Below are 24724 nucleotides of genomic sequence, written 5' to 3'. Positions count from 1 at the left end.
TGGCAGAGTAACTCGGTCCAGGTGTCGAAGATGGGGCGAGGGACTTTAACATATTCAGGGCCATCCCGTGATGTCTGGAAAAGACGGGAGGCCCACAAGTAGTGCTGGACAAAGGCCAACTTAGGGATAAAAGGTAGTGGTCGGTAGACCAAGACCTTCTTCGAGGCCCATCATCAGGTTGAAGCACTGCACGGCTTGAGAAGCCTGGCCTTTCATCAAGTTGTCGATCGCTGACATGACAACTACCCGGCCGGTGCGGGCATCGGTTTCGAGGCCGATGTAGCAGCGGTTGGTGCCCCAGGCCCACTTGGTTTGGGGGTAGGTGCCGCTGGGCAGCACTGTCACCCAGGGGGACGAGCGGTAGAAGGCGCTGTAGATAGTGAGCAGATCGTCGCGCACCAGGCCGGGGTCGCGTAGGGTAGCGTAGATGGTGGCCAAAATGCCCCGCACCATAGGAATGATGTGGGGTGTAAACTGCACCATCACTTCTTGGCTGGCCAAACCCGTACATATTGCTTCAATTTCGGGAGTGTGACGGTGGCGGGCAACGCCGTAGGCTCCCAAGGAGTTGCTCGCCTCGGAGAGCAACATGCTGGTTTTGGCCACTCGACCACCGCCAGAGGTGCCAGACTTGGCATCGATAATGAGAGTCTCGGGCTGGGCGAGGCCCTGCTTGAGCAGCGGGGCAATGCCGAGCAGGCTGGCGGTGGGGTAGCAGCCGGGGCAGCCTACCAGGCGGGCGTTGCGAATGCGATCGCGAAATAGCTCGGGCAGCCCGTACACGGCTTCGCCCGCAATGCCCTGGTCGGTGCGATCGCCCCCGTACCACGACTGGTAGGTGTTCAAATTCTCAAAGCGGTAGTCGGCCGAGAGGTCGAGCACCCGGCAGCCCCGCTCTAGTAGTGTCGGGGCCATGGTGTAAGCCAGCCCGTTGGGTAGCGACAGAAACACTACCTGGCAACGCTGGGCAATTTCGCCCAAATCCACAGCTTCTATCGTCAAATTGACGGAGCCGGCTAGGTGAGGATAGATATCGGTGTAGGGCTGCCCAGCGCTGCTGTCACCTCCCAAGTAAACTAGCTCTACTCCGGGGTGTTGAGTGAGTAGCCGCACCAGCTGTACCCCTCCATAGCCCGACGCGCCCACAATGCCGACTTTGATTTTTCCGACGGGTGACTCGCTCATGGTTCTGGGGCTGGCTAGGTTGAGGGATGTAAGGGAGTAGGGCAGCTGTGGGGGGCGATCGCTAACCCGGTTAGCCCCTTCCCTTTAGATCAGCACTGTAATAGTAAACCAGTAATCTCAATTCAACATGGTGGCTTGGGATGCTGCCGTGGGCTTGTTGTCTCATGCCGGGGTTAGCGAAGTCGCTGCCCATCAAAGGATGTAGCTATTCTGCCGGTGAAGCGTAGGCCATAAAGCTAGAATTTTAGAAGTAATCGTACTTTCTACAGGTTCGCCCTACCGTGCCCAACCCAGAAGCGGAGATGTCTCAAGCCCCCAAACCCTCCCTCGCCGAGCTTGAACTGCCGCCCGGTTTTCAGTTTGACTCCATCGAGTCGGCACTCCACGACCTGGCCGCCGGTAAGTCGATCGTGGTGGTCGATGACGAAAACCGCGAGAACGAAGGGGACGTGATCTGCGCGGCCCAGTTTGCCACTCCCGACAATATTAACTTTATGGCGGTGGAAGCGCGGGGGCTGATCTGCTTGGCCATGACCGGCGAACGGCTCGATCAACTGGATCTTCCACTGATGGTCAGCCCCAGCGCCTTTGAAGACGAGAACGAGCAAACCGCCTTCACCGTCAGCATCGATGCCGCCTTGAGTTGGGGCGTCACCACGGGCATTTCCGCCGACGATCGTGCCCGCACCATTCAAGTCGCCATCAACCCCAATGCTCGCCCCCAAGATCTGCGTCGTCCGGGGCACATCTTTCCGCTGCGGGCCAAGGAAGGCGGCGTGCTCAAACGGGCCGGTCATACCGAAGCCGGGGTCGATCTGGCTCGGCTGGCGGGGCTCTACCCCGCCGGGGTGATCTGCGAAATTCAGAATCCTGACGGCTCCATGGCTCGGCTGCCAGAGCTGGTCAAGTACGCCAAAACCTTTGGCCTCAAGCTGATCAGCATCGCCGATTTAATTCACTATCGCCTGCAACACGAGCGCTTTGTGCAGCGCGAGGCGGTGGCGAAAATGCCCACTCAGTTTGGCGACTTTGCCATCTACGCCTACCGCAACCTGCTCGACGGCTCAGAGCATGTGGCTATGGTCAAAGGCGACCCCGCCGCCTTTGCTGACCAGTCGGTGATGGTGCGCGTCCACTCCGAATGCCTGACCGGCGATGCCTTTGGCTCTTTGCGCTGCGACTGCCGCATGCAGCTTCAGGCGGCGCTAAAAATGATTGATGCTGCCGGGCGCGGCGTGGTGGTTTACCTGCGCCAAGAGGGGCGCGGCATTGGCCTGGTCAACAAGCTCAAAGCCTATTCTCTGCAAGATATGGGTCTCGACACCGTAGAGGCCAACGAAAAACTGGGCCTGCCGGTAGACCAGCGCAATTACGGCATCGGCGCGCAGATTCTCAACGACATCGGTGTGCAGAAGTTTTGCCTGATTACCAACAACCCCCGCAAAATTGCCGGCATCAAGGGCTATGGCCTGGATATGGTGAACCGGGTGCCGCTAATCATTGAAGCTACCGACCACAACTCAAGCTACCTGGCCACTAAGGCCCAAAAGCTGGGCCACCTACTGGTGCAGACTTACCTGGCCACGGTGGCGATCCACTGGCGCAGCGGCGATCTGCCGGTGCAGGAGCGTTACCAAAAGCTAGAGCACCTGCGCGAGCTGGCCCATAGCCAAGGACTCATGCTGCAAGAGGAAGCCCGCCCGGTAGCGGCAGCGCTATTTAGCCAGCCCGATCTGATTGTGAACTTGGGGTTAGATACCCTGCCGGTCGAAGGGGCCGAAGCCTGGTACCACGACTGTGAGCAGCCGCAGATGAATGCGATCGCCACCCTGCTCGACAAACTCGCCGCCTGGCCCGAAATCGACCAGCTCGCTTTCTTAATCTCTAGCGGCAGCGATCCCTTCAGCGGCTTGCAGGTCGGCCTCGATCGCCAAGTCTTTCACCACGATGCGGTGCCAACCCCTGAAACCGTCAAGCCCTCCGACCTCTGCGGCAGTCTAGAGAGCCAGCGAATCTATGTGTTCTCTAGCCACATTCCAGCAGATTAGTTGGAGGTAAGGTTGTTGAGAGTAAAGCTGCTCCCACCCAACTTACCCTTTTAAGGATTATCTATGTAATTACGTTCCTGAGGGGAGTTATACGGAAGCTGTCGGCATAATGAGTTGTTATGTGGCTCAAGTTATCTCTTGGGCGTAGTTAGAAAGCAATCTGTGGAAAAGCGTAAACGTATGTAAGTTTGGGAATTAACCAGATGCTATGGCTTGTTGTACCCATTGGGGTGGTGATTGGAGTAGTTGGGTTTGGAGCAATTTATCAAGCACTTGCCACAAGTCGCGATCGCCGAAGGTTTCTGCCACCTGGAAAAGTAGTTCAAATCAACGGTAAGAACTGGCACTATCAAATGATGGGTGAAGGTCTCCCAACAGTCATTATAGATAGTGGAACCGGAGGTACTCACCTAGATTGGCAATCAGTACAGCCTGAAGTTGCCAAATTTACGAGAATCTTGACCTACGATCGAGCAGGCTATGGCTGGAGTGATGTAAGTTCAGAACCGCGTACCGCTGAGCAAGTCGTTAGTGAGTTGCGGCAACTTTTAGGAGAGGTTGAAATTGAACCACCTTATGTCTTAGTGGGAATGTCTTTAAGTGGTTTATTCACTCGCTTATTTGCCTATCACTATCCCGAAGAGGTGGTTGGGATGGTTTTAGTGGATGTCGCTCATGAGCGAATGTATGAAGACACACCAGTCGAATGGGTTGAATTGAACAAACGACTTGAAGGACTGTTAACCTACGTAGTGCCAATAATGGGACGTACTGGTCTGCTTCGTTTGCTCATCGCCCTTGATTCTTTGCCGATGGCGGCTGGTTTATTCCAAAAATTCCCATCTTCAATGCGATCTCGTGCCAAAGCACTCTATTCTCAAACCCAGTTTGGGAAAACCTTTGCTCAGGAGTCGGCTGCGGTATCAGCCAGCATGCACCAAGTCGAACAGGTACGCCAGACAAAATCGTTTCCTGATATTCCTCTCATTGTTTTGTCAGCTGGAAAACCAGATTTTGACATAACCCAAGAGGTAGTTGATAAACTGCAAGTATTACATGCAGATCTAGCCAATGAGTCGTCCCAAGGCGTTCACATTATTGCCCATGAAAGTGGACATGCAATCCACCTCGATAAACCAGAACTAGTCATTGATGCAATTCGTCAAGTTGTTAAGAAGGTGCGTTGCAGTAGCGCCCCATAACAATTCAAATACAAACGGACGGTCAAAATTTGGTAGTGCTTATCAAAGAACTTTCCCGTCAAAGGAGGAATGTCGGAATAGTCAATCCCTTCATCCTCCATTGTCTCTAGTGCCGCCCAATTAGTACGAGAGGTATTGGTTGAGTCTTGGCCGCTCATATTGATGTCGGCCTTTTTATGCAGGCCGACCGGGATCGAGGTGATCCAGCGCTTTCAGCACGGCTCCCACGTCCATTGATAGGTATTCACCGAGGCGGAGGATGTCGTTGACCTGGGCGCGGCTATCTTGGCCGAGAGGCTTTCTAGACACCGCTGCCTGCTTGAGCAGGGCAAACACCTGGCGGTTGAGGTGCTGGTAGTACAACTCCTGAGGTCGCTCTAGGGAAAGACCCAGGTTAAGCTGCTGACCTAGATTGACCAGTCGCCCCAGCCAATCCACATCGGCGGCAAGGGATTCTGTGGGTTCCTGGTTGAGAATTTGCCAGACCGATCGCCCGATCAGCCGCTCCAGCATGGGCTTGGCCGCCGCTAGCGACAGCGAGGCATTGCAGGTGCTGGCTTCGGTGGCGATCGCCTCCAGTTCATTCAAATAGTCGCTCCCCTGGCGCAGGGGGCTGGCGGTGGGGTCGCTGGTCTCGCGTTCAAGAGATTGCAGCACCTCCATCGCCCGGTGGCTGAGGGCGATGTCTGCCGCCACTTGCAGTTCCTTAGGCACGGGCAGGCCGTCGCGGTGGAAGGCGCGTAGCACACCGTAATTGTCGCGGTAGACCTGGGCGTAGAGCTGGTCAAGGCGCAGCAGGGTGTCTTGGGAGAGCAGGCCCATCATGCGGTGGCGCTCTTCAGCAAACAGGTCTTGCAGGCCGTAGGTGTGGGGGCCAAAGGCGCTGTTGATAGCAAGAATCACCTGGGCGGCACTGGCCTGGCTGAGGCTTTCAAACACGGCAGCTTTGGCCTGGGTGTAATCGAGGCGCGATCGCACTCCCTTGATTCCGCAGTGGAAATCCCAGCCGCCCAGGTGAACCACGGCAAAGGCAAGGCTGATACTTTCGCGGGTGATGGTGGAGGTGATCTCGACCAGGCCCACCGCGAGGGAAATGGGCCCCATGCGCTGGCGGCGATAGTCGTGCTGCTCGACGGTATAGCAGTAGACGGTCTGTTCGCGGTGGTAATCGGTAAACAGTGACCCCATGGCGTAGTGGGCTACCACCTGCTCCAGCGAAATGCGGGAGGGCTTCACCAGGGCCTCGTAGACGCCAGACCCATGGACAAATTCGCTAATGTTGCTGGGGGCGAGACCCAGGCGCTTCACAAAATCGGCTTCCAAAGCGATCCCCGAGACTTCGCCCGCTAGCTCCATGGCACGGGCGGCGTAGCGCAGAATTTGGGTTCCCTCGGGGCGCGAGAGCTCTTCAAAGAACCAGCCGCAGCTGGTGTACATAAACAGGGCGTGGCGCTGCATTTCGAGCAGTTGCAGGGTGGTGACCCGCTCGATCGCCGAGAGTTTGCGGCTTTGGTGGGTGGCAAAGAAAGCGTCAAGGTTGTCAGGGCTGCGATCGCCCATCACCGCCACGTAGGCATTGCGCGCCGCCCAGGGATCGCGCAGCAGGTCAGAGCCATGCGCTTCATAGACGGCAACGAGTTGATCGCGCAGCCAGTCAAGGGTGTCGCGCAGGGGACGACGCCACTGCTGATGCCATTCGCCGCCACCGCCACAGCCGCAGTCATCCTGCCAGCGATCGACACCGTGGGAGCAGCTCCAGGCGGTGACGGGCTTCAGTTCAGCTTCCCAGGTGGGCGGGTGGGTAGCCAGGTAGTGGGCGTAGTTGGTCACCGTCCAGCCCTGGCGAGGGAATTCTTCGGTAAGGGCGTAGGCGAGGGCTTTTTCAGCCCCGCCCCGGTGGTGGCCAAAGGTTTCGCCGTCGGTAGCCACCGAAATCAGCTGAAAGGGCCGGTGATCCCCGTGGATGGCCTGGCCAATGCGCCCGACAAAATGCTGGGATGAACTCAGCACGTCGTTAAAGCCCATGTCGCGGGAGATCGGGCCGTCGTAGAAGAAGATATCGATGTAGCGGCTGGGGTCGGGGCTGCCGTCGGCATGCTTGAGAAAGCAGCGGTAGGGACGGCTGGGATCAATCTGACCGCCGCCGACTTCTTGCCAGGTGTCGCGTTCGCCGTTGTAGCTGACCATCGGGCGGCAGCGCTGCACCTGCGACGGAGCCAAAATCGTGAACTTGATCCCCTCGGCGTGGAGCACGTCTAGGGTGGGGTAATCAATGGCAGTTTCAGCCAGCCAAATGCCCTCAGGCTGGCGGCCAAAGCGGCGGCGAAAGTCTTCAATGCCCCAGTGCACCTGGGTGACTTTGTCGCGCGGGTTGGCCAGGGGCAGAATGATGTGGTTATAGACCTGGGCGATCGCATTGCCGTGGCCGCTCAACCTTGCACAGCTGTTGCGATCGGCGTCGATGATGCGCTGGTAGGTTTCCAGGTCGTGGCGCTCCATCCAGCTCATCAGGGTGGGGCCAATGTTGAAGCTGATGTATTCAAAGGTGTTGACAATGCGCACCACCTCGCCACGATTGTTGAGAATGCGGGCGTAAGCGTTGGGCCGGTAGCACTCGTGGTGAATGCGCTCATTCCAGTTGTGGAAGGGGGCTGCACTGGGCTGCTTCTCGATCGCATCCAGGTAGGGATTTTCGCGGGGCGGCTGGTAAAAGTGCCCGTGTACGCAAACAAAAACCCCCGTGCTAACAGCGGGGATCAGTCCATCGTGGGGGCCATCATAGGCCGTGGGGGCCGCAGGAGCAGCCTGCAATGCCGAATGCTGGAGTGAATCAGCCATAGGAGAAAAATGGGTGAGGAATTGAGAAAATCCTGAGCGCAGCGGCCGGCTTAACGTTAGCCGAGCCGCAACCAGAGATTGGGTTTTAGAAAAAGCTTGGGGCCGGGGATCATTGCCCTGGGGACGATGCGGCAGATTGGTAAAATGCTAAAAGGCCGGAATAAATGCCGTGGGGCTCACCTGGGAGCGATTGACAGCAGTGGCAGCATTGGGCACTAGGGGGCGACTGACGCAATCGCTGAGTGGTCTACCCGGTGATTATAGCTTTGCTGATTTTAACCCGCTTTTGAAAAACCGTCGGTTGCGCTTAACCTCCGTTGATGTTTTTCAAATGGGGTTAAGAAGCATTCCCTAGGTTCAAAATTATGGCAACCAGGCGATTGGCCCATCCACCTCAAGAGGGAAGAAGCGTGGTGAACTTGGACAAGGCTTCCCCTAGGGACTTGCGGCAGGGTTAATCCAGACCATGGGTATGCCCCATATTCCATGCTTCAAGAAGCGATCGCCCTGGGGCCTAAACCCTATCTTTTGATAAAAGCCCACTGCGGCTTCAGCGGCGTTGACCGTGACTGTGTCTAAGTCAAAAACGCATTGATGAAACAGCGCTCGGCCAATGCCCTGCCCAGAGAATTCTCTGCGGACGAATAACAACGACAGATGATTGCCGCGCTTAAAGGCAATAAAGCCAACAACTACCCCATTCCAGGTGGCAACTCGCGTTTTTTGGCCGCTTAATATTCGCTCTCTCAACTCCTCTGGATGGCAGAGTTGAAGCCACTCAGCCACACTGTCGGGGGTGCCGTCGGTGAGTTCCCACAGATCGGCAGCCGCCCACAGGCATCCACTGATCGAGTATTCGTCGCCTGGTTGAGGCTGTTTGTAGATGATCGAGGTCATTCTATCCGCCCAATCCCCCCTGGGGTAGCACGACGGTGACTGTGGTTCCCTGGCCAAGCTGGCTATCGAGGTGGATGTGCCCTCTGTGCGTATCAACGATTACCTTTGCGATCGCCAGTCCCAGCCCCGTCCCCTGCTCCCCACTGCGCAACCGCGAGGGATCGGCCCGGTAAAAGCGATCGAAGGCGTGGGTGATGGCCTCGCTATCCATACCAATCCCTGTGTCCTGCACGGTTACTTGAACTCCTGACTGTCCCTGATGCTTGATGGGCTTTACGTTTACCGTCACAGTGCCGCCACTGGGGGTGTACTGCACCGCATTGCTGATCAGATTGGTGAACAACCGGGTGAGCTGGCCGGGATCACCCAAAATCGTGGAACTGGCAGTGGGGGGAGCTGCCAGTAACGCTGGGTTTTTAGAGCGTGGTTTGCCAGCAGTGGCTTCCGCCACATTCACTCGCAGCGCGATCTGGCGCTCGGTAGCCATCACCTGCTGCTCCTCCAGCACGTCCTCCAGCAGCCCAGCCAGGCTGAGCGAAGCGGGGGTGAAGGCAATGAGCCCGCTCTCCTGACGGGCGAGAAACAGCAGGTCATCCACTAGCCGCCCCAGCCGCCGGGTCAGCCGCTCGATCACCTGAAATTGCTTCTGCTGAATCTCCACATCGGGGTTGGGGTCTGACAACGCCACTTGGGCATTGGTCTGAATCACGGCGATCGGGTTGCGCAACTCGTGGGAGGCATCGGCGGTAAACTGCTTGAGCTGCTGATACGAGTCGCGCACCGGGGCCATGGCGATCCCTGACAGCAGCCAGCCGATCGCCGCCACCGCCCCCACCATCAGGCTGGTGCCCAGGGCCAAATCTACAATCAGTCTGCGGCTGGGTTTCGTTACCTCAAACCACGGGTGGCTGACCCGTAAGTAGCCCAGCACCTGGCCATCGACCTGCACCCGCTCGGTAATCTGGCGAAAGAAGGTCTCTTGCCCTACCCGCACCGTTTCCCCCGCTGGGTTGACATGCAGGGGCACGGGCTGTAGGTCTGCAAAGGTTGACCACAGCAGCTGGCCGCTGGGGCCAAACCACTCTAGGTCGATGTGGTCGTCTTCGACGGCCTGGGCGTTGTCGCGAAAGCTGGCTTCTACGTTGACCCGCAGCGGTGGACTATTGGTATCGACGGTGGCAAAGATGTGATCCCCGGTGGCATCGGGTTCTATGACCAGCGATCGCTCCACAATCTCCACTACATGGTTGAGCGTGTCATCCACCCGCTCAACCAGGGTGGTGCGCACGTAGAGATAAAACCCGCTGGCAAACAGCAGCAGCAGCACTGCCGTCACTGCCGTATACCAAAGCGCCAGTCGCCGCCGAGTCGCCTGAAACATAATATTTAGGGCAATATTTGAGTGACGAAAAGGAATGAGGATTCAATAAAACTCAAGTTTTGTGGGTTAGGCATCTTGCCTGACCATGGACAGCCGGGACGGCTATCCTACGTTATTGGATACGTAATTCTGATGGTGAGCGGTGGCATGGGCGCTCTCTTCTGGCGAGGTGGGCAGCGAGTAGAGATCTCTGGGGCGATCGCTGGTTCCATCCTAATCCAGCGGTCTGCAGCGGCAAACCTCCTGCTCTACCATAGGTGAGGATATGGGGGAATTCCCCGATAGAAGCCTGACCTTGTATTGAGGAGACGATACGTGCCCAATTTCTTAACTGCTGCAAAGCGTTCAACGCAGTGGGGCCGAAAGCGATGGGGACTGATGGCTCTCATCGCCACGGTGACCCTCGGCTTTTCCCTCTGGCTGGGCGGGCTGCCCTTGCCGTCCTCGATTGTCCTGGCCCAAGACGAACCCGCTGTCGAGCGGGCCACCCCCACCAATGCCACGGCCTACCGCTTCGCCGTGGGCGACTACAAAGCCATGGTGATGAGCGACGGCATACTGACTTTCCCGGTCGGCTTCTTTGTGCCCAATGCTGACCCAGAGGCCGCCGCCGCCGCCCTAGCCGACAACTTTTTGCCGACTGACAATGTCTTGGCCCACCTCAATGTGCTGTACCTGGAGACCGATGAGCACCGGGTGCTGATCGACACCGGGGCGGGCAATACCTTTGGCCCTACCGTGGGCTATCTGACCAGCAACCTGGAAGCGTCGGGCATTACCCTAGACACCATTGACACCATCATTTTGACACATGCCCACCCCGACCACATCGGCGGCATTCTCGACGTCAGCGGCAACCCGGTATTTGCCAATGCCAGCTACTACATCTCAGAGACCGAGTGGGACTTCTGGACTGCCCCGACAGTGGAAATGCCTAACTCGCTGGTGGATGCAGACACCCAGGCGACTACGGTGGCAGTGGCGCAGGAATGGCTAGGCGCGATCGGCGATCGCACCACTCGCTTTGCTCTGGGCGATGAGATCATTCCCGGCGTTGTGTCGGTGCCTTCGGTGGGCCACACCCCTGGGCAAGCCTCTTACCTGATCACCTCTGGCGACGACAGCTTGCTGGCCACGGGGGATGTGTTCTTTAGCGATCCCCTCAACTTAGAAAACCCCGACTGGGAGGTGGCGTTTGACACCGACCCCAGCCAGGGTGTAGCCACGCGGAAACAGCTGCTAGAGACCGTCGTGGGCGATCGCCGCAAACTGCTGGTGCCCCACATGCCCTTCCCCGGCCTCGGCCATGTGCGCGCCCAGGGCGATGCCTATGGTTGGGAGCCGATTGTCTGGGATTTTGGGTTTGAGTCGTAAGTTCTAGGTTTGAACTTTAGGTCTGGAACTCGACCAGTCATGCAGCCCTAAAAAAGTAGCGAGCGGAACCCAGATGTAGCATCTGGGTTCCGCTGGTTGTGATGGAATGTGTGGCGATAGGGTGCGTGCTGCTCAAAGCGTCGAGCTAGAGGCTACCCTGACAGTGCAAGCCCCATGGGATCGTGCCGTGGTAGATAATCCCCAGACTCAGGTAAACGCGACGCGACCCCGGCAGCGAGACAAGGGCAAACAGGATAAGGCGGATCAAGTGCCTCCCCTCAGCCGCAAAGAAGAGCGGGCGAAGAAGCGCCATGCCCAAAAGGCGCGCAAAGAACTGATTCAGTACTTATCAGCGACGCTGTTTGTGGCCGGACTGATCGGGATTTTACTGGCGCTGCTGGGCGAACCCAAGCTGGCCCTGGCGGCGGTGGTGGCGATCGCCTGTCTCGCCCTCTCCTTCAAATATCCCCGCCAGGCGATCTACGGGCTGATTATCTACGTGCCCTTTAGCGGCACCGTCACCTACGCCTTGGGGGGCAGCGGCATTTTGCAGCTGGCTAAAGATGCCATCTACATTCCAGCGCTGCTTGGGGTAATTCAGTTTTGTCGCCGCACCCGGCAGCCGCTGATTATTCCTCAAATGATCAAACTTCCGCTGCTGACACTGTTGGGGTTAAGCGGGCTGACCTTGCTGGTGGTCAACGGCGGGCAGCAGCTCGATGCGGCTGGGGGCGAGGTGCCGATTTTGATTGGGGTGCTGGGCCTGAAGGTGCTGATCGGCTACGTGCTGATTATTCCGTGCATTTACTATTTGCTGCGCGATCGCGAAGACATCTACTTTCTCCTGCGCCTGCAAGTGGTGCTGATTTTGGTCTGCTGCGGCCTAGGCTTCATTCAATACATGATGCTGCGGCTGGGCATTTGCCAGGGCACCATCGGCGAGGGCGAAGACCTGTTTAAAGCATCGCTGGAAGCCCGCTGTTTCGTGGGTGGGTCGCTGCTGTATACCCCGGCACAGGGGCAAATTCGTCTGCCCGGCACCTTTAACGCCCCGTGGCAGTGGGGCTGGTTTTTGATTTCGAGCGGATTTTTTGCCTTTGGCACGGCGTTTAGCGATCGCAGTCCCCTGTGGCGCATCGTGGGTTTGGGGTCGCTAGCGGCGGTAGGGGTAATGGCGGTGGTCTCTGGTCAGCGCATCGCTCTAGCTCTGGTACCTGTCACCATTGTGGGCCTGCTGGTGCTCACGGGGCAGGTGGCCAACCTGAGGCGATTTTTGCCAATTGGCATTGGTCTGGCGCTGATCTTGAGCGTGTTTGTGGCTCAAAACCCAGCGGTGGTTAATGAACGGTGGGCCAGCTTCGAAAGCCGCTGGAGTGCCTCGCCGCCCCACGAGTTTATTGTGCAACAGTTTCAGTGGGCTCAAAAACAGCAGGAAGGCATCTTAGGCCGAGGAGTAGGTCGCGCCACTAACGCCGCCCGCATCTTTGGCAAAACCGAGCTGGTCGAAACCTACCACCCCAAGCTCATGTACGAAATCGGTCCTTTGGGGCTGCTGGCCACTCTGGCAGTCTACCTCACCCTCACTTTTGCCACCTTCAAAGCCTACCGCTCGATTAAAGACCCTAACCTGCGGGGCTACGGTGCATCTATGTGGGTGTTTGTGCTATTTATCAGCATCTTTCCCTACTACTACCCGCTTGATGTAGATCCGGTAAATGTGTATTACTGGCTGGCAGCGGGTATTGTGCTCAAGCTGCCCGAAATTGACCAAAAAGAGCGGTTGCAGCAGCGTCTAGAAGAGGCCAGCCGCCGTCGCAAGCTTACCCCCCGAGAGAAAAAGCAGCTTCAGAAGCAGGAAACAATTGTGTTTGAGTAAAGGCATGCTGCACTGGGTCAGGTTTTGCCCTTAGAGAACTGTCTGTTCGCGCAACTTAATGTGCTCCAGAAGGGTGAGCGTGGTAAAACTCAAGAAAAGCAGCGAATTGATTTGTAGTACTTTTGAACCACGTTAGACTATACTCTCCCCATTCATGGTTTCTACGGAGACAGCTCAATGGCAAAGGCAAAAGGTAACGGCGCAGTGGCAGAGACAGACACCACCACTCTAGATTTAGACGATACGGCTCCAGTCAATGACGACGGTGAAGACACCGTTGTTGAAGCGGTTGATCATGACCAAATTGACGACCTGTTCAAAGACCTTAAGACTCTACTGAGCACTGTCGAAAAACTGCAAAAAGCCCGGCAGGATGTGGGCGACATCAAGCCGCTAATTGTGCGGCTGCTCGACGGCGAACTGGTATCGGGAGACGATTTGGAGGAACTGCGCGGCGGCATTAGCGGCCTCTCTAAGTTGCTAAAGCTCTACAGCGACTACCAAGGAGCGCTGGAGCGCGCCCAACCGGCCCGAGCGATTCTAGATCAACTGCTCAAGTCATAATTATTCGCAGGATGTTTTTGGCTGTTCTGTGGCCAGGTGGCTAGCTATTCAAATGCTGCTTCACTGTCATGCACCCCATACGCCATCAGGCTTTTAAGGTTGGGACTAGCTATGTCGCCAAAAGATTTTGGGCGTTTAGTTAAAACACCAGACGCCGAAGTCTTCATCGACAACATCCTTGTTCGACGGTTGCTGCAAGACCAGCACCCCGATTTGGTGCACCTAGACATTGTGCTAGTCGATGCGGGTTGGGATAATGCCATGTTTCGCCTGGGCGATTCCGGGACGGATACTCGTTTCGAGTCGGTTCCCGTTTCTGGGATGCCGCAGGCTTTACGCTGCGCGAATCGCCTCTCGGTACGGCTTCCCCGCCGCCAGATCGCCGCTGTCCTGATTGAGCATGAGCAAACCTGGTTGCCGCGCCTTGCCGCTCAACTGCCGATCGCTGTTCCCGTTCCCTGCCGCATAGGCGTCCCGGCCCTCGGCTATCCCTGGCGGTGGAGCATTTTGCCCTGGCTCAACGGCAGCCCCGCCGATCTAGATCCGCCCCATCCAGAGCAGGCAAACCGCTTTGGGGAATTTCTTCGAGCCCTGCATACCCCCGCACCAGCCAATGCGCCCAGGAATCCCTTTCGTGGCGTGCCGTTGAAAGACCGGGCGGCGGCGATCGCAGCGCGCCTAGCGCGCCTAGAAACTAAAACCGCTCTGATCACGCCCACCCTCAAAATCCTGTGGCAATCAGCCTTAAATGTGCCAATCGATACTCCGCCCACTTGGCTTCACGGCGATCTTCACCCTCGCAACATCCTGGTTGAAGATGGTGTGTTGACCGGCATCATTGACTGGGGCGACATCACCTCGGGCGATATCGCTACTGACTTAGCAGCGGTGTGGATGTTGTTTGAGGATGAAACAGCTAGGCGAGCGGCGATCGCTGCCTATGGTCCCATTTCTGAGGCCACCCTACAGCGAGCCCTAGGATGGGCCATTTTCTTTGGCGTGGTGCTGCTGGATACTGGCCTAATGGATCATCCCAGGCATTCTGCGATCGGTGAAAAAACGCTGCGACGAATTGCCGAAGCTGGAGACAGCAAAATTTAGCTGAGCTTTGGCAGAAGCATTCCCGATCAGAGACATCACTACCGAGCGTTCCAGGCTGCTGCCGCATCACTAACTGCCTGGTCTACTGGTTTTTGGCTCAGCATCGCCGCTTGTAAGTTGTCGTAGATGATCGCTTGCAGTTCCTTAATCCCATCCATGGCGGGAATTAGCACCTCAGCCTGGTTCATCTGCTCGGCGCTGACCGATCGCGCTTTCTCAACGCCCTTAGTCCCCTGAGCAGCAAAGTAGCCATCCTCAAGTGCCCCGGTGGTAGAAGGCAGGACGTTGGCGGCTTTGGCAAAGCTGAGCTGGTTGGCGTCGTTGGTGACATACAGCGCAAAATCCAGCGCCGCATCGGGAACGTCAGTACCGGCCGGAATCACCACATTCATCACCGCAACGTTGGTCTTGCCGGTGTCGCCGGTGATCTGGGGGCCGCTGCCGGTGACGGCAGCAACATCGGGGGCGTTAGCCTCAATGGTGGGAAAAAATTCTGCCCCGGTGGACAGCAGCGCCACTTCCCCGGCTTGGAACAGCTCGATCGCCCGGCGATGGCCCTGGGTCAGCACCTCCTGGGGCAGCAGTTCTTCCTGGTAGAGGTCAGTCCAGTATTGGAAGACGGCGCGGCCCGCATCGGTGTCGAAGGCGGCCTGGCCCTGGTCATCCACCAGCTCGACCCCCATCTGCACAAAAGATTGCAGCACGTCGGCAGAATCTTCGGGCACAAAGGTGGTGAAGTAGGCGTATTTGCCGGTTTTTTCTTTCACCTGACGGGCCACTTCGGCCAGCTCAGCGTAGGTGGTGGGCGGGGCTACCCCGGCCTCATCCAAGAGTGCCTGGTTGTGCAGGGTGACGTTGGTGGTCAGATACCAGGGAATGCCGAAGCTCTGGCCGTTAAGGGTGTTAGCTTCCCAGATGTTGGGTAGATAGACCTGCTTAGCCTCGGCAGAAACTTTGTCATCCAATGGCAGCCAGGCGTTGCGGCTGGCTAGCTGGGCGGCAAAGTCGGGGTTGAGGTTGACCACGTCGGGAGCGGTGCCAGCGGTGACAGCAGTGAGAATTTTGCTCTGCATGTCGGCCCAGGGCACATCGACCCAGCGCACGGTGACGTCGGGGTTTTGCGCTTCGTAGTCGGCAATCAGTCCGTTGAAGTAGTCGGTAAAGTCGGGCTGGAGCTGCATCGTCCAAAACTCGACTTCTTGACTGCCGCCCTCGGCGGGGGCAGTAGCGCTGGGCTGTCCGCTACCGCAGGCCACTAGCCAGCTCATCATCAGACCCAATAGGGCAAACAGACCAAAGCGGGCGTAGGGGCGGAGTCTCATGGCGAAAAAAGAAGGAAGAACGAAGTACGAAAGGGGTGCACCCAGTCACGGGTGTTCATTTTCGCTTAATTTGTGCGGTTGTGGCGGGGGTTTATAGAATCACCTGCACCTGCTCGGCGCAGGCGATCGCCCGCTCCTTTGCCTCCTCCACCGTATTCCCTAGGGCCAGGGCTACTCCCATGCGGCGGTTAGGGTGGGCGGTAGGCTTGCCAAACAGCCTCACTTTGCTCATGGGCACTTGTAAGGCTTTGTCCAAGCCAGAGTATTGGGGATGGTCGCTCTGGCCTTCGGCCAAAATCACCGCCGAGGCTCCCGGCTGCACCAAGGTGATTTCGCCAATGGGTAGGCCCATAATGGCTCGCACGTGCAGCTCAAACTCTGACTGGTGCTGGCTCACCATCGTCACCATGCCGGTGTCGTGGGGGCGGGGGCTGACCTCACTGAAGTACACGGTCTGGGGTTGATCTGCCTCTCCAGCAATAAATAGCTCGACCCCAAACAGTCCCCAGCCGCCCAGGGCATCGGTGACCGCTTTGGCCATTTCCTGGCAGGCCGCCAGGGTGTCGGGGTGCAGGGCACAGGGCTGCCACGACTCACGGTAGTCGCCCGCCTCTTGGCGGTGGCCGATGGGGGGGCAAAAGTGGGTGCCGTCGATCGCCCGCACCGTCAGCAGCGTGATCTCGGTGTCGAAAGGCACGAAGCCCTCAACGATGACGCGATCGCTCTTGCCCCGACCCGCTTCCCCGGCATACTTCCACGCCGCCAACACCTCAGATTCTTGGCGCACTGTGCTCTGGCCTTTGCCCGACGAACTCATAATCGGCTTGACCACACAGGGCAGGCCAATGGCTTTGATCGCCTCCAGGTACTCCGCCTCGGTGCCCGCAAAGCGAAAAGGCGAGGTCTTGAGCCCCAATTCTTCGGCGGCCAGCCGCCGAATGCCCTCACGGTTCATGGTCAGCTGGGTGGCGCGGGCGGTGGGAATGACCCGCCAGCCTTCGGCTTCCATCGCCACTAGGGTCTCGGTGGCGATCGCCTCCACCTCTGGCACGATCAGCCATGGCTTCTCCTGCTCGACGACTTGGCGGAGCGCTCCGCCATCCAGCATGTCAATCACGTGGCGGCGGTGAGCCACGGTCATGGCTGGGGCCTGGTCGTAGCGATCGACGGCAATTACCTCCAGCCCCAGGCGCACTGCCTCCAGGGCCACCTCACGACCCAGCTCACCCGACCCTAGCAGCAGCAATCGTTGGGCCTCTTTGCTCAAGGGGGTGCCCAGGGGTGCCAGGGGTGATGGAGGAGTAGTCATAACAAGTTGCTCCAGGCGGGTAAGAAAGACAGTGCGTAAAGAAATACAGCGACAGGGCCATAGTTTCTCAATATTAGGTGCTCACTTTTCAGAATTGTGTGTAACATCGCTGGTGATACCAAGCTTTAGTTGGCTTGGCATTACCTCAGGAGCAACGGCGAGACCATCGGGTGTGCGGGCAGGAGATACAGCATCGGCTATCTCCTAACCCAGAAAAAGTGCTTAAAAAGAAAAGTGGAAAATCTGAATTAAATTGTGTACCATTCGTTAGCACTTTTCCCCCAGGGATAATTGCTGGGCCGCTGAATCTCTTCTCGAGTGCCTGAAAATGGCTGTTTGGGAAGGAAGAAACGGGCTCGTTTGGGTCTGCTTGGTTGTCACTTTGACCGGGCAGGTTTTCTATATACCCACCTGTTTTTCGGATACTACCGTGGATAGCCTCAAAGCCATTTTTAGTCGCAAGCCTCAGGGAGTTGGCATTGAGCTCACCCCTGAAAGAGTTAATTTGGCCCGCCTAAAAAAGCAGGGAACCTCGCTTAAATTAGAAGCTCTAGCCTCGGTAGAACTGGCCGAGGGCATTTACGAAGAAGGCCAAATTCTAGACACCGCCGCCATGGCCGACGCCATTCAAACGGTGCTCACTGAGAGCAAGCTCAAGGTCAGGCAGGCCACCACTGCTATCCCAGGGCGAGCGATTACCCGCGTCATTCCCGTGCCCGCCGAGCTCGACGACAACGAGCTGCGCGAAATGGTGCTCAACCAGGAGGCCAGCCTCTACCTGCCCTTCCCCCGCGAGGAGGCCGATGTTGACTATCAAAAGCTCGGCTACTTTGTTGACGAAGACGGCATTGAGAAGGTGCAGGTGCTGCTGGTGGCGGTGCGCAAAGACCTCACCGACCCCTACATTGAGGTGTTTCAGCAGGCGGGGCTAGCCCTCAACGTGCTCGAAACCTCCAGCTTTGCCCTGATTCGCACCATTCGTGAGCAGCTGCGGCAGTTTACGCCCCAGGAGGCCGCCGCCGTAGTCGACATCGAGTTTGAAAACACCGAGATCTCCATTGTGGTTGACGGGGTGCCCCACTTCTCACGCACCGTACCCATTGGCACCTTTCAAATTCAGAGCGCCCTCAGCCGCGCCATGAATTTGCCTCCCTCTCGCAACACTGAGCTACTCCAGGGCATGACGGTGCCGATTCAGACTATGGATACCGTGGGTGCGCCCCAGATGGGTAACACCAACCCTGGCACCACCGCCATGCTGCGGGTGCTGGGCGAGCTGTCTGACGAGCTGCGTCGCTCCATCGACTTTTACCTCAACCAGGGCGAAGACATGGAAGTGGCACAGCTGCTGCTGGCCGGACCGGGGGCTTCCATTGGGCAGCTCGACGAGTTTCTGGCCCAGCGACTGAGTCTGCCCGCCAGCCAAATCGACCCGATCTCAGCGCTGTCGTTGGAGGTGGCTGAGGATATTCCCGAGAGTCAGCGGGCGGGGTTGGCGACGGTAATTGGTCTTGGCATGCGGGAGGTGTAGCTATGTACGGTCTCGATATTAATTTTCTCAAGGACCGCGAAGTTCGCGTCTTTGAGGCCAGGCCCCGGGCTCGGGGTGGCGGCGGGGTGACCCCGGGCGATCGCAGGCCGCTCTATTTGGGGTTGGCGGCGGCGGTGGTGCCTCTAGCACTGGTGGGCGGCTACTTTTTTGTGACGCAAGGTCAGGTCAGGCAACTTCGGACCCGCAGTGCTGCGCTCGACGCCGAGACGGCTCAGCTGCAAAGTCAGCTCCAGGAGATCAGTGGCCTTCAGGGGCAAATCGACTTAGTTCGGTCTGAAATTAACGCCTTTGTGACGGTCTTCAACGAGATTCTGCCTTGGTCGGCGCTGCTGCAAGATATTCGCACCCGCACTCCAGCGCGCGTTCAAATTGTCAGCCTTGACCAGACGACTGTCACCCCCGAGCAGACCGATCCCAACGTTGCGCCAGAGTCGTCCGAAGGAATCTCCATCAATGGTGTGGCCTGTTCCTACGACGAGATCAATGATTTTGCCCTGGTGCTACAGCGATCGCCCCTGTTGCAGTCCCAGACCGTAGCGATTAGTCAGGCCCAGCAGCAACCTACTCTGCTCGACCCCCAAACCCAGGGCCGCTGCCCAGGCACTCCCGTGGGGGATCCTGACTTTTTAATTGACTACACCATCGGGGCCAATATTACTGATACCCCAGCATCCCAGCTGGTAGATGAGCTTGAACGCCAAGGGACTGTCGGTTTAGTAACCCGTCTTCAGGCCCTGAGAGAAAAAGGAGTGATCGAATGACCGCATCGGGTGATTTCCTTCCCGCCGACGATAATCAGGCCTTAGATGTCGGCCCCCCTTACCCCATAGTCTTTGGTATTGAGCTAACTCCCAAGGTACAGGGTATTGCCCTAGCAGTGCTGGGCCTGATCGGCGCCTTTGCCCTGTACAACTTTGTGGTCAAGCCCGTAGTGGAGCAAAAAACTGCTCTAGAGGGCGAGGTTGCCCAAAAGCAGGCTCAGGTTGACCAGCAGCGGGCCAGTCTTCAAGACCGCGCTGCGCTACAGGCCGAGCTAAACTCGGCCCTAGAGCAGCGGGTGGGCGTTTACAGCCTGTTGGGCGGTTCCCAAACCCTCGATACCCTGCTGCTCGATATCAACCAGCAGATTCAAAACAGCAACGCTGCGATCGCCGATGTGCTGCGGGCCAACCCAGCTACCCTCGACAATGCTCAGCTCGCTGCTTTGGGGCTTACCCGAGAGCAACTTCAGCGAGTCAAGACTCAGTTTGCTGGTACTTCCCAGGTACAAAAACAGCTCTTTTCTTCCGAGTTGCTGCGGTTTAACCCCAGCCCACCGGAGCCGGTCACTGATCGTGCCCCAGAACTCAACGGCAAACTAGAGCGCGTCACCGTTGATGTGTCGATGCAGGCGCTGTTCCCTCAGACGCTCAGCATTATGCGCAACATTGAGCGCTTAGAGCCGCTGATCATCATTAAAGATGTGCAGCAGAGTATTGCGCCGCCCCCAGCTGACGCCACCGAGGAGGAGCTGCTGGGTATTAGCCGACTGCTGCTCACCGACTTCACCCTCGAAGTGCTTGTGCCCATTGGCGACCCCAGCGTGCCGCCTGAGCCGCCCCCGCCGCCCGCCCCCGCCGAGGGTGAAACCCCCGTCGAAGGTGCGCCTCCGCCTGAGGGTGGCTAGTCCAACCCTTCAAGCCCCGTTGCTACTGCCACCCCAGTGGCCTGATCTACCCACCTAGCCCAATCAAACCCCGCGCGGCCCGGCCGCATCTGTGATGGAGGAGTGAACCGTGAACCGTCTAATGAACCTGCAACCATTCTTACTTGGCAGCACCCTCGTTGCCCTGGCGGCCCAGCCTGGCCTAGCCTCAGTAACCAGCATTACTAATGTCCGTCTGAACCCCACCGCCACGGGGTTAGACCTGGTGTTTGACACCCAAGGCGGCGACAACAGCAGCGTTTTTACAGTGAGCCAGGGCAACACCCTACAGGCCGATATTACCCGTGCCCAGCTTAACCTGCCCAACGGCGGCAGCTTTACCCAAGCTAACCCTGCCCCCGGCATCAGTCAGGTGTCTGTGGTGCCCCTCGACGCCAACAGCGTGCGCATCACCGTCAGTGGCACCAGCCAGCCCCCCACCGGGGCAGTAGAATCCAGCGATAATCAGGTAGTGCTGTCGATTCGCAACGATGGCGAAACCGCTCAGGCTCCTACTCCCGTGCCTACTGAAATCGAAACCGTACCCGCTCCGGCTGCTCCCCCCACAGTAGCCCAAGCAGCCCCAGAACCAGCTCCCGCAGCGGCCCCAGAGGTGCCCACCCCGGCTAGCCCCGATGTAATGGTGCCTAACCCTGAAGTCACCATTGATGGCACCCCTGTGCCTCGCCCCCAAGTGCAGCAAGCGCCTCCCTTTTTGCCCCGGGCTGTAGCTCCTCCGATTGGCGACATTGCCGTAGCGGAGGGAGTGCCCTCCTTTAACAACATCAACTTGGGAAGCAACGAGCGAATTCCCAAGCTGCTGCTACGGGACGCCCCGGCCCGTGAGGTTTTATCGCTGCTGGCGCGGGCAGCAGGCCTCAACCTGGTGTTTACTCCCGCTGGGGGAGGGACTGAGGGTGGGGCCGAAGGTGCCAGTGCCGATGGCCCACCCGTCAGTCTAGATATTGAGAATGAATCTGTGCAGGATGTGTTTAACCACGTTTTGCGAGTAACTGGCTTGCAGGCTAACCGGGTAGGTCGCAGTGTCTATGTTGGCCCAACTCTGCCAGTCTCAGCCCAAAACGTCTCTGCTAGAACCCTGCGACTGAATCAAGTTGACGCCGTTGTGGCCACCAACTTCTTAGTAGCACTGGGTGCCGAGAGCGCCGTCAGCCGAGAGCGCCTAGTCACTAACGTCAATGCTGTGACCGTCGCTGAGGGAACCCCTCCGATTACTGAAACCCAGACCTCAACGGTTGAGCAGATTGAGGTAAGCCGGGTTGACTATGAAGACAGCCAAGGTATTCTTCGCGGGTTGCAGGTAGTTGCCGACGAGCGCACTAACTCAGTGACCCTGGTTGGCCGAGCCGATCTGATCGCCATTGCTACCGAGCAGCTCACGCGCATTGACCTGCGGAGACGGCAGGTGGCGGTTAACGTCAGAGTCATTGATATCGATCTCAACTCTCTTGATGCCTTTGGTACCAGCTTCTCATTCCAGAACGGGCTGTTTGGGGTGCTCAGCTCTGGCGGTCTCGGTATTCTCAATATTGGCGATGGTGGTACACCCAGCACTGAAAACCAGGCAACTCCTACGGGCACGCCTATCCTACCGCGTCCGCTAGGTGGCCCTGGTGGCAATGCTACCTCCGGCAATTTCTTGGCTCAGCTGCTGGGAACGGTGCAGAACGGCAACGGCAAGATTATTACTGACCCGACTTTAATTGTGCAAGAGGGGCAGACGGCTACGGTTCAGCTGACTCAAGATGTGGTGACTGAGCTGACGCAAACCATTGAAGTGACTGAGACGGGGACCTTGACCACTCTGGATATTGAAACTGAGCCGGCTGGCTTGATTTTGCAAATTGATGTCGATCGCATCGATGACAATGGCTTTGTGTCACTCTCGGTAGCTCCCAGTATTTCAGCCCCGACCGACAGCTTTACCAGTAACGCTGGCACGTTCTTCCTGCTGTCAGAGCGCCAAATTAGCTCTGGTCAGGTGCGAATTCGCGATGGCCAAACTCTGCTGCTTTCCGGCATCATTCAAGAGTCGGAGCGCAACAGCGTCAACAAAATTCCCATTCTGGGCGATATCCCGATCTTGGGGGCATTGTTCCGCAGTACGGTTACCGATAACCAGCGCCGTGAGCTGATTGTGCTGCTGACGCCGCAGATTTTAGATGACTCAGACCAGTCAACCTTTGGGTACCAGTACACCCCCAGTGAGTCGGTGCAAGAGATTCTAGAAAATCGAGGTCGCCAAGAGGAATAAGCTGATTTCCTGCTGAGAGCTGACTATTTTGGTGGGTAAAGGTTCACGGTTCTTCTGTAGAGAAGATGATTAACTAAAGGGCAGATGCAAAGATTGGGTGCATCTGCCCTATTTTTTGCTCTAATGAATGACTACTCGGCAAAGTAACCGCCATACATGATGTATTCGTCGTTTTGAAGCTGGGCAGCATTAGGATAAAAGGCCACTTCAATTGACTCGGCTGTATTGGCATCGGCTTTAGGAATGAGCTTGATGTAGCGGTTTTGAGTGTCATAAAAGCTGGGGCTGGCCTCTAGCTCCAGCAAATAGCCTCCCTCGGTGCTGATCAGGGTGTAGGGGCTAACCTGGCCGCTGCTCCACTGCACCTGCTCGGGGGTTAGGGTCATGGGGCCAAAGGCGAGCAGCACGTTGCTGAGGGGCTGCCATTCTCTGATTAGGGCATCGGGCAGGGTGGCGGTGGGAGTGTTTGACGGGGCGGCTCGGGTCGGAGTCGGGACTTTAGTGGGCTGTGCGGCTGGGGTCTCAGGGGCAGAGTCGGCGGGAGTTGCTGGGGCAGGGTTTAGAGTTTCACTTTGGGGCGCGGGGCTGGGTCGGCAGCCGGCGATCGCAACCCCAGCGGCGATCGCCATTGCCCACCTTGCCAGGGTAGGCCGACGGCGCTGAAGCGGCGACTGGTCAAGTTTCGCGGGCATAACTGTACTCCCGAGCACTATTTGGTGCCATGGTAACGTTTCGCTAGCTGGTCAATGCCGTCTTTTTGGCGGCTGAGGTGGGCAATATCGGCTTTTTTGGGGCAGGATGCGTCGGCGATCGCCAGGGTGGGTAAAGTAGAGGCAGTGTTGCTCTGGTATCGGTCTGAACCAGGGCGGTAGTTGTGATGGCAGCGACTTGTCTATCTCAGGGGCGATCGCTACAGTTGGGGTGAACCCAGGAGACATGGCTATGGCTCAGACGGTGCGTTCTGCGGCAGTGATGGCAACCTCAGCAACTCAGCCGGACGTCGAACTGCGGCGGGTGGTCAAAGCTTTTGGGGCAGAGATGGCCGTGCGCGATCTCGACCTGACGGTGCAACCGGGCGAATTCTTTAGTATTTTGGGTCCCTCGGGCTGCGGCAAAACCACCACCCTGCGCTTAATTGCGGGTTTTGAAACGCCCACCGCTGGCGATGTGCTGATTCAAGGGGCCAACGTAAGCACCGTGCCCGCCCACCGCCGCCCCGTTAACACTGTCTTTCAGAGCTATGCCCTGTTTGACCACATGACGGTCAGAGACAACATTGCCTTTGGACTCAAAATTCGCCGCGTTGGGTCGGCCCAGGTGCGCGATCGCGTTGCCGAAGCTCTGCGCCTGGTGCGCATGGAATCTATGTCCGCCCGTTACCCCGCCCAGCTCTCTGGCGGGCAGCAGCAGCGGGTGGCGCTGGCCCGTGCCCTGGTTAACCATCCAGCGGTGATGCTGCTCGACGAACCTCTTGGCGCTCTCGATCAAAAGCTGCGCAAGCAGATGCAGGTCGAGCTGACTAACCTGCACCGGCAGCTGGGCATCACCTTCATTATGGTCACCCATGATCAAGAGGAGGCCCTGTCGCTCTCTAACCGCATTGCCGTGATGAACAACGGTCAGATTGAGCAGATCGGCACCCCCAGCGATATCTACGATCGCCCTCGCACCGCCTTTGTCGCTGATTTTATTGGCGATACCAATCTGCTGCCCGGGCGCATTGACCAGGCCTACTCCCGCCAGGTGCAGGTCACTACTGACAGTGGTCTGCGGGTGTTGGCCTGCACGGCCGACAGCAGCAATGCCCAGACCGTGGTCGTGAGTGTGCGGCCCGAAAAAATCAACCTCAGCCTCAGCGCGCCGACTGCCGCCCATAACTGCTACCAGGGGCACATTAGCCATCTGATGTATCTGGGCACCCACCTGCACTGTGTGGTGCGCCTGGGTTCAGGCGAAACCCTCATGGTACGTCAGCCTAACCGGGCCGAATCGCTGGTGGGAGTGGATACCGCCGTGTATGTGCACTGGGCCGCCGACGATTGCCTGGTGCTCGATGCGGCCTAAGCGGTGGCTTTTGGTCTGCGATCGCGGCGATCGAGCGTTACCTCAGGCCGAT

Annotated in this window: 18 protein-coding genes; 11 read left to right on the top strand and 7 right to left on the bottom strand. The window is 57.8% G+C overall.

Annotated features, from left to right (window positions below):
* Positions 1 to 120: 120 nt before the first annotated feature.
* Entirely contained in the window at positions 121 to 1185 is a 1065-nt protein-coding gene (gene argC, locus H6F57_RS05795; RefSeq protein ID WP_190627714.1) for an N-acetyl-gamma-glutamyl-phosphate reductase, read from the bottom strand.
* A gap of 302 nt (positions 1186 to 1487) precedes the next feature.
* On the opposite strand from argC, the gene ribBA reads away from it, so the two are divergent.
* Positions 1488 to 3233 (top strand): bifunctional 3,4-dihydroxy-2-butanone-4-phosphate synthase/GTP cyclohydrolase II, encoded by a 1746-nt coding sequence (ribBA, locus tag H6F57_RS05790; protein ID WP_190627716.1) that lies wholly within the window; start codon positions 1488 to 1490, stop codon positions 3231 to 3233.
* Positions 3234 to 3421: 188 nt separating this feature from the next.
* On the top strand, positions 3422 to 4435 hold the full coding sequence (locus tag H6F57_RS05785; RefSeq protein ID WP_190627718.1) for an alpha/beta hydrolase: 1014 nt from the start codon (positions 3422 to 3424) through the stop codon (positions 4433 to 4435).
* Between the two features lie 174 nt (positions 4436 to 4609).
* On the opposite strand, the gene H6F57_RS05780 is transcribed toward H6F57_RS05785, so the two are convergent.
* The 3 genes from H6F57_RS05780 to H6F57_RS05770 all read right to left on the bottom strand — a co-directional run bounded on the left by H6F57_RS05780 (position 4610) and on the right by H6F57_RS05770 (position 9551).
* A complete protein-coding gene (locus H6F57_RS05780) occupies positions 4610 to 7273 on the bottom strand; it encodes a DUF3536 domain-containing protein (protein WP_190627719.1) in 2664 nt (887 codons plus the stop codon).
* A gap of 435 nt (positions 7274 to 7708) precedes the next feature.
* Positions 7709 to 8170 carry a GNAT family N-acetyltransferase gene (locus tag H6F57_RS05775; RefSeq protein ID WP_190627721.1) on the bottom strand — a complete coding sequence of 154 codons (462 nt, stop codon included), beginning with the start codon at positions 8168 to 8170 and terminating at the stop codon, positions 7709 to 7711.
* 1 nt (position 8171) lies between these two features.
* Positions 8172 to 9551, bottom strand: a complete 1380-nt coding sequence (locus tag H6F57_RS05770; protein ID WP_190627723.1) for a HAMP domain-containing sensor histidine kinase — start codon at positions 9549 to 9551, stop codon at positions 8172 to 8174.
* A 378-nt stretch (positions 9552 to 9929) separates the two neighbouring features.
* Between H6F57_RS05770 and H6F57_RS05765 the strand changes: the two genes are divergently transcribed.
* The 4 genes from H6F57_RS05765 to H6F57_RS05750 all read left to right on the top strand — a co-directional run bounded on the left by H6F57_RS05765 (position 9930) and on the right by H6F57_RS05750 (position 14466).
* Complete coding sequence (locus H6F57_RS05765; protein WP_190627725.1) at positions 9930 to 10925, top strand: MBL fold metallo-hydrolase; 996 nt, start codon at positions 9930 to 9932, stop codon at positions 10923 to 10925.
* A 187-nt stretch (positions 10926 to 11112) separates the two neighbouring features.
* Positions 11113 to 12801: a hormogonium polysaccharide biosynthesis protein HpsL gene (gene hpsL / locus H6F57_RS05760; protein WP_190628095.1), complete on the top strand. Its 1689-nt coding sequence runs from the start codon at positions 11113 to 11115 to the stop codon at positions 12799 to 12801.
* Positions 12802 to 12978: 177 nt separating this feature from the next.
* Positions 12979 to 13365: a hypothetical protein gene (locus tag H6F57_RS05755; RefSeq protein ID WP_190627727.1), complete on the top strand. Its 387-nt coding sequence runs from the start codon at positions 12979 to 12981 to the stop codon at positions 13363 to 13365.
* Positions 13366 to 13476: 111 nt separating this feature from the next.
* Positions 13477 to 14466 carry an aminoglycoside phosphotransferase family protein gene (locus tag H6F57_RS05750; RefSeq protein ID WP_190627729.1) on the top strand — a complete coding sequence of 330 codons (990 nt, stop codon included), beginning with the start codon at positions 13477 to 13479 and terminating at the stop codon, positions 14464 to 14466.
* Between the two features lie 38 nt (positions 14467 to 14504).
* Here the strand turns inward: H6F57_RS05750 and H6F57_RS05745 are convergent, their stop codons facing one another.
* Together H6F57_RS05745 and purT are read right to left on the bottom strand one after the other, a co-directional pair.
* A complete protein-coding gene (locus tag H6F57_RS05745; protein WP_190627731.1) occupies positions 14505 to 15788 on the bottom strand; it encodes a sugar ABC transporter substrate-binding protein in 1284 nt (427 codons plus the stop codon).
* Positions 15789 to 15879: 91 nt separating this feature from the next.
* A complete protein-coding gene (gene purT / locus H6F57_RS05740) occupies positions 15880 to 17097 on the bottom strand; it encodes a formate-dependent phosphoribosylglycinamide formyltransferase (protein ID WP_190627733.1) in 1218 nt (405 codons plus the stop codon).
* 430 nt (positions 17098 to 17527) lie between these two features.
* Between purT and pilM the strand changes: the two genes are divergently transcribed.
* The 4 genes from pilM (at position 17528) to H6F57_RS05720 (ending at position 22608) form a co-directional block, all read left to right on the top strand.
* Positions 17528 to 18628 carry a type IV pilus assembly protein PilM gene (gene pilM, locus H6F57_RS05735; protein WP_190627734.1) on the top strand — a complete coding sequence of 367 codons (1101 nt, stop codon included), beginning with the start codon at positions 17528 to 17530 and terminating at the stop codon, positions 18626 to 18628.
* A gap of 2 nt (positions 18629 to 18630) precedes the next feature.
* Positions 18631 to 19410, top strand: a complete 780-nt coding sequence (locus H6F57_RS05730; protein WP_190627737.1) for a PilN domain-containing protein — start codon at positions 18631 to 18633, stop codon at positions 19408 to 19410.
* Positions 19407 to 20315, top strand: a complete 909-nt coding sequence (locus H6F57_RS05725) for a hypothetical protein (protein ID WP_190627739.1) — start codon at positions 19407 to 19409, stop codon at positions 20313 to 20315. Before H6F57_RS05730 ends, H6F57_RS05725 begins: the two co-directional genes overlap by 4 nt.
* 109 nt (positions 20316 to 20424) lie before the next feature.
* Positions 20425 to 22608 carry an AMIN domain-containing protein gene (locus H6F57_RS05720; RefSeq protein WP_313933598.1) on the top strand — a complete coding sequence of 728 codons (2184 nt, stop codon included), beginning with the start codon at positions 20425 to 20427 and terminating at the stop codon, positions 22606 to 22608.
* 131 nt (positions 22609 to 22739) lie between these two features.
* Here the strand turns inward: H6F57_RS05720 and H6F57_RS05715 are convergent, their stop codons facing one another.
* Positions 22740 to 23300, bottom strand: coding sequence for a hypothetical protein (locus H6F57_RS05715; protein ID WP_190627742.1), 561 nt, complete (start codon positions 23298 to 23300; stop codon positions 22740 to 22742).
* Positions 23301 to 23550: 250 nt separating this feature from the next.
* On the opposite strand from H6F57_RS05715, the gene H6F57_RS05710 reads away from it, so the two are divergent.
* A complete protein-coding gene (locus H6F57_RS05710) occupies positions 23551 to 24672 on the top strand; it encodes an ABC transporter ATP-binding protein (RefSeq protein WP_190627744.1) in 1122 nt (373 codons plus the stop codon).
* Positions 24673 to 24724 lie beyond the last annotated feature (52 nt).

The organism is Leptolyngbya sp. FACHB-60 (assembly GCF_014695775.1).
Classification (GTDB): Bacteria; Cyanobacteriota; Cyanobacteriia; order Phormidesmidales; family Phormidesmidaceae; genus Nodosilinea.
The sequence above is the reverse complement of the archived record's forward strand: the minus strand, read 5'-3'. Positions and strand labels throughout refer to the sequence as shown.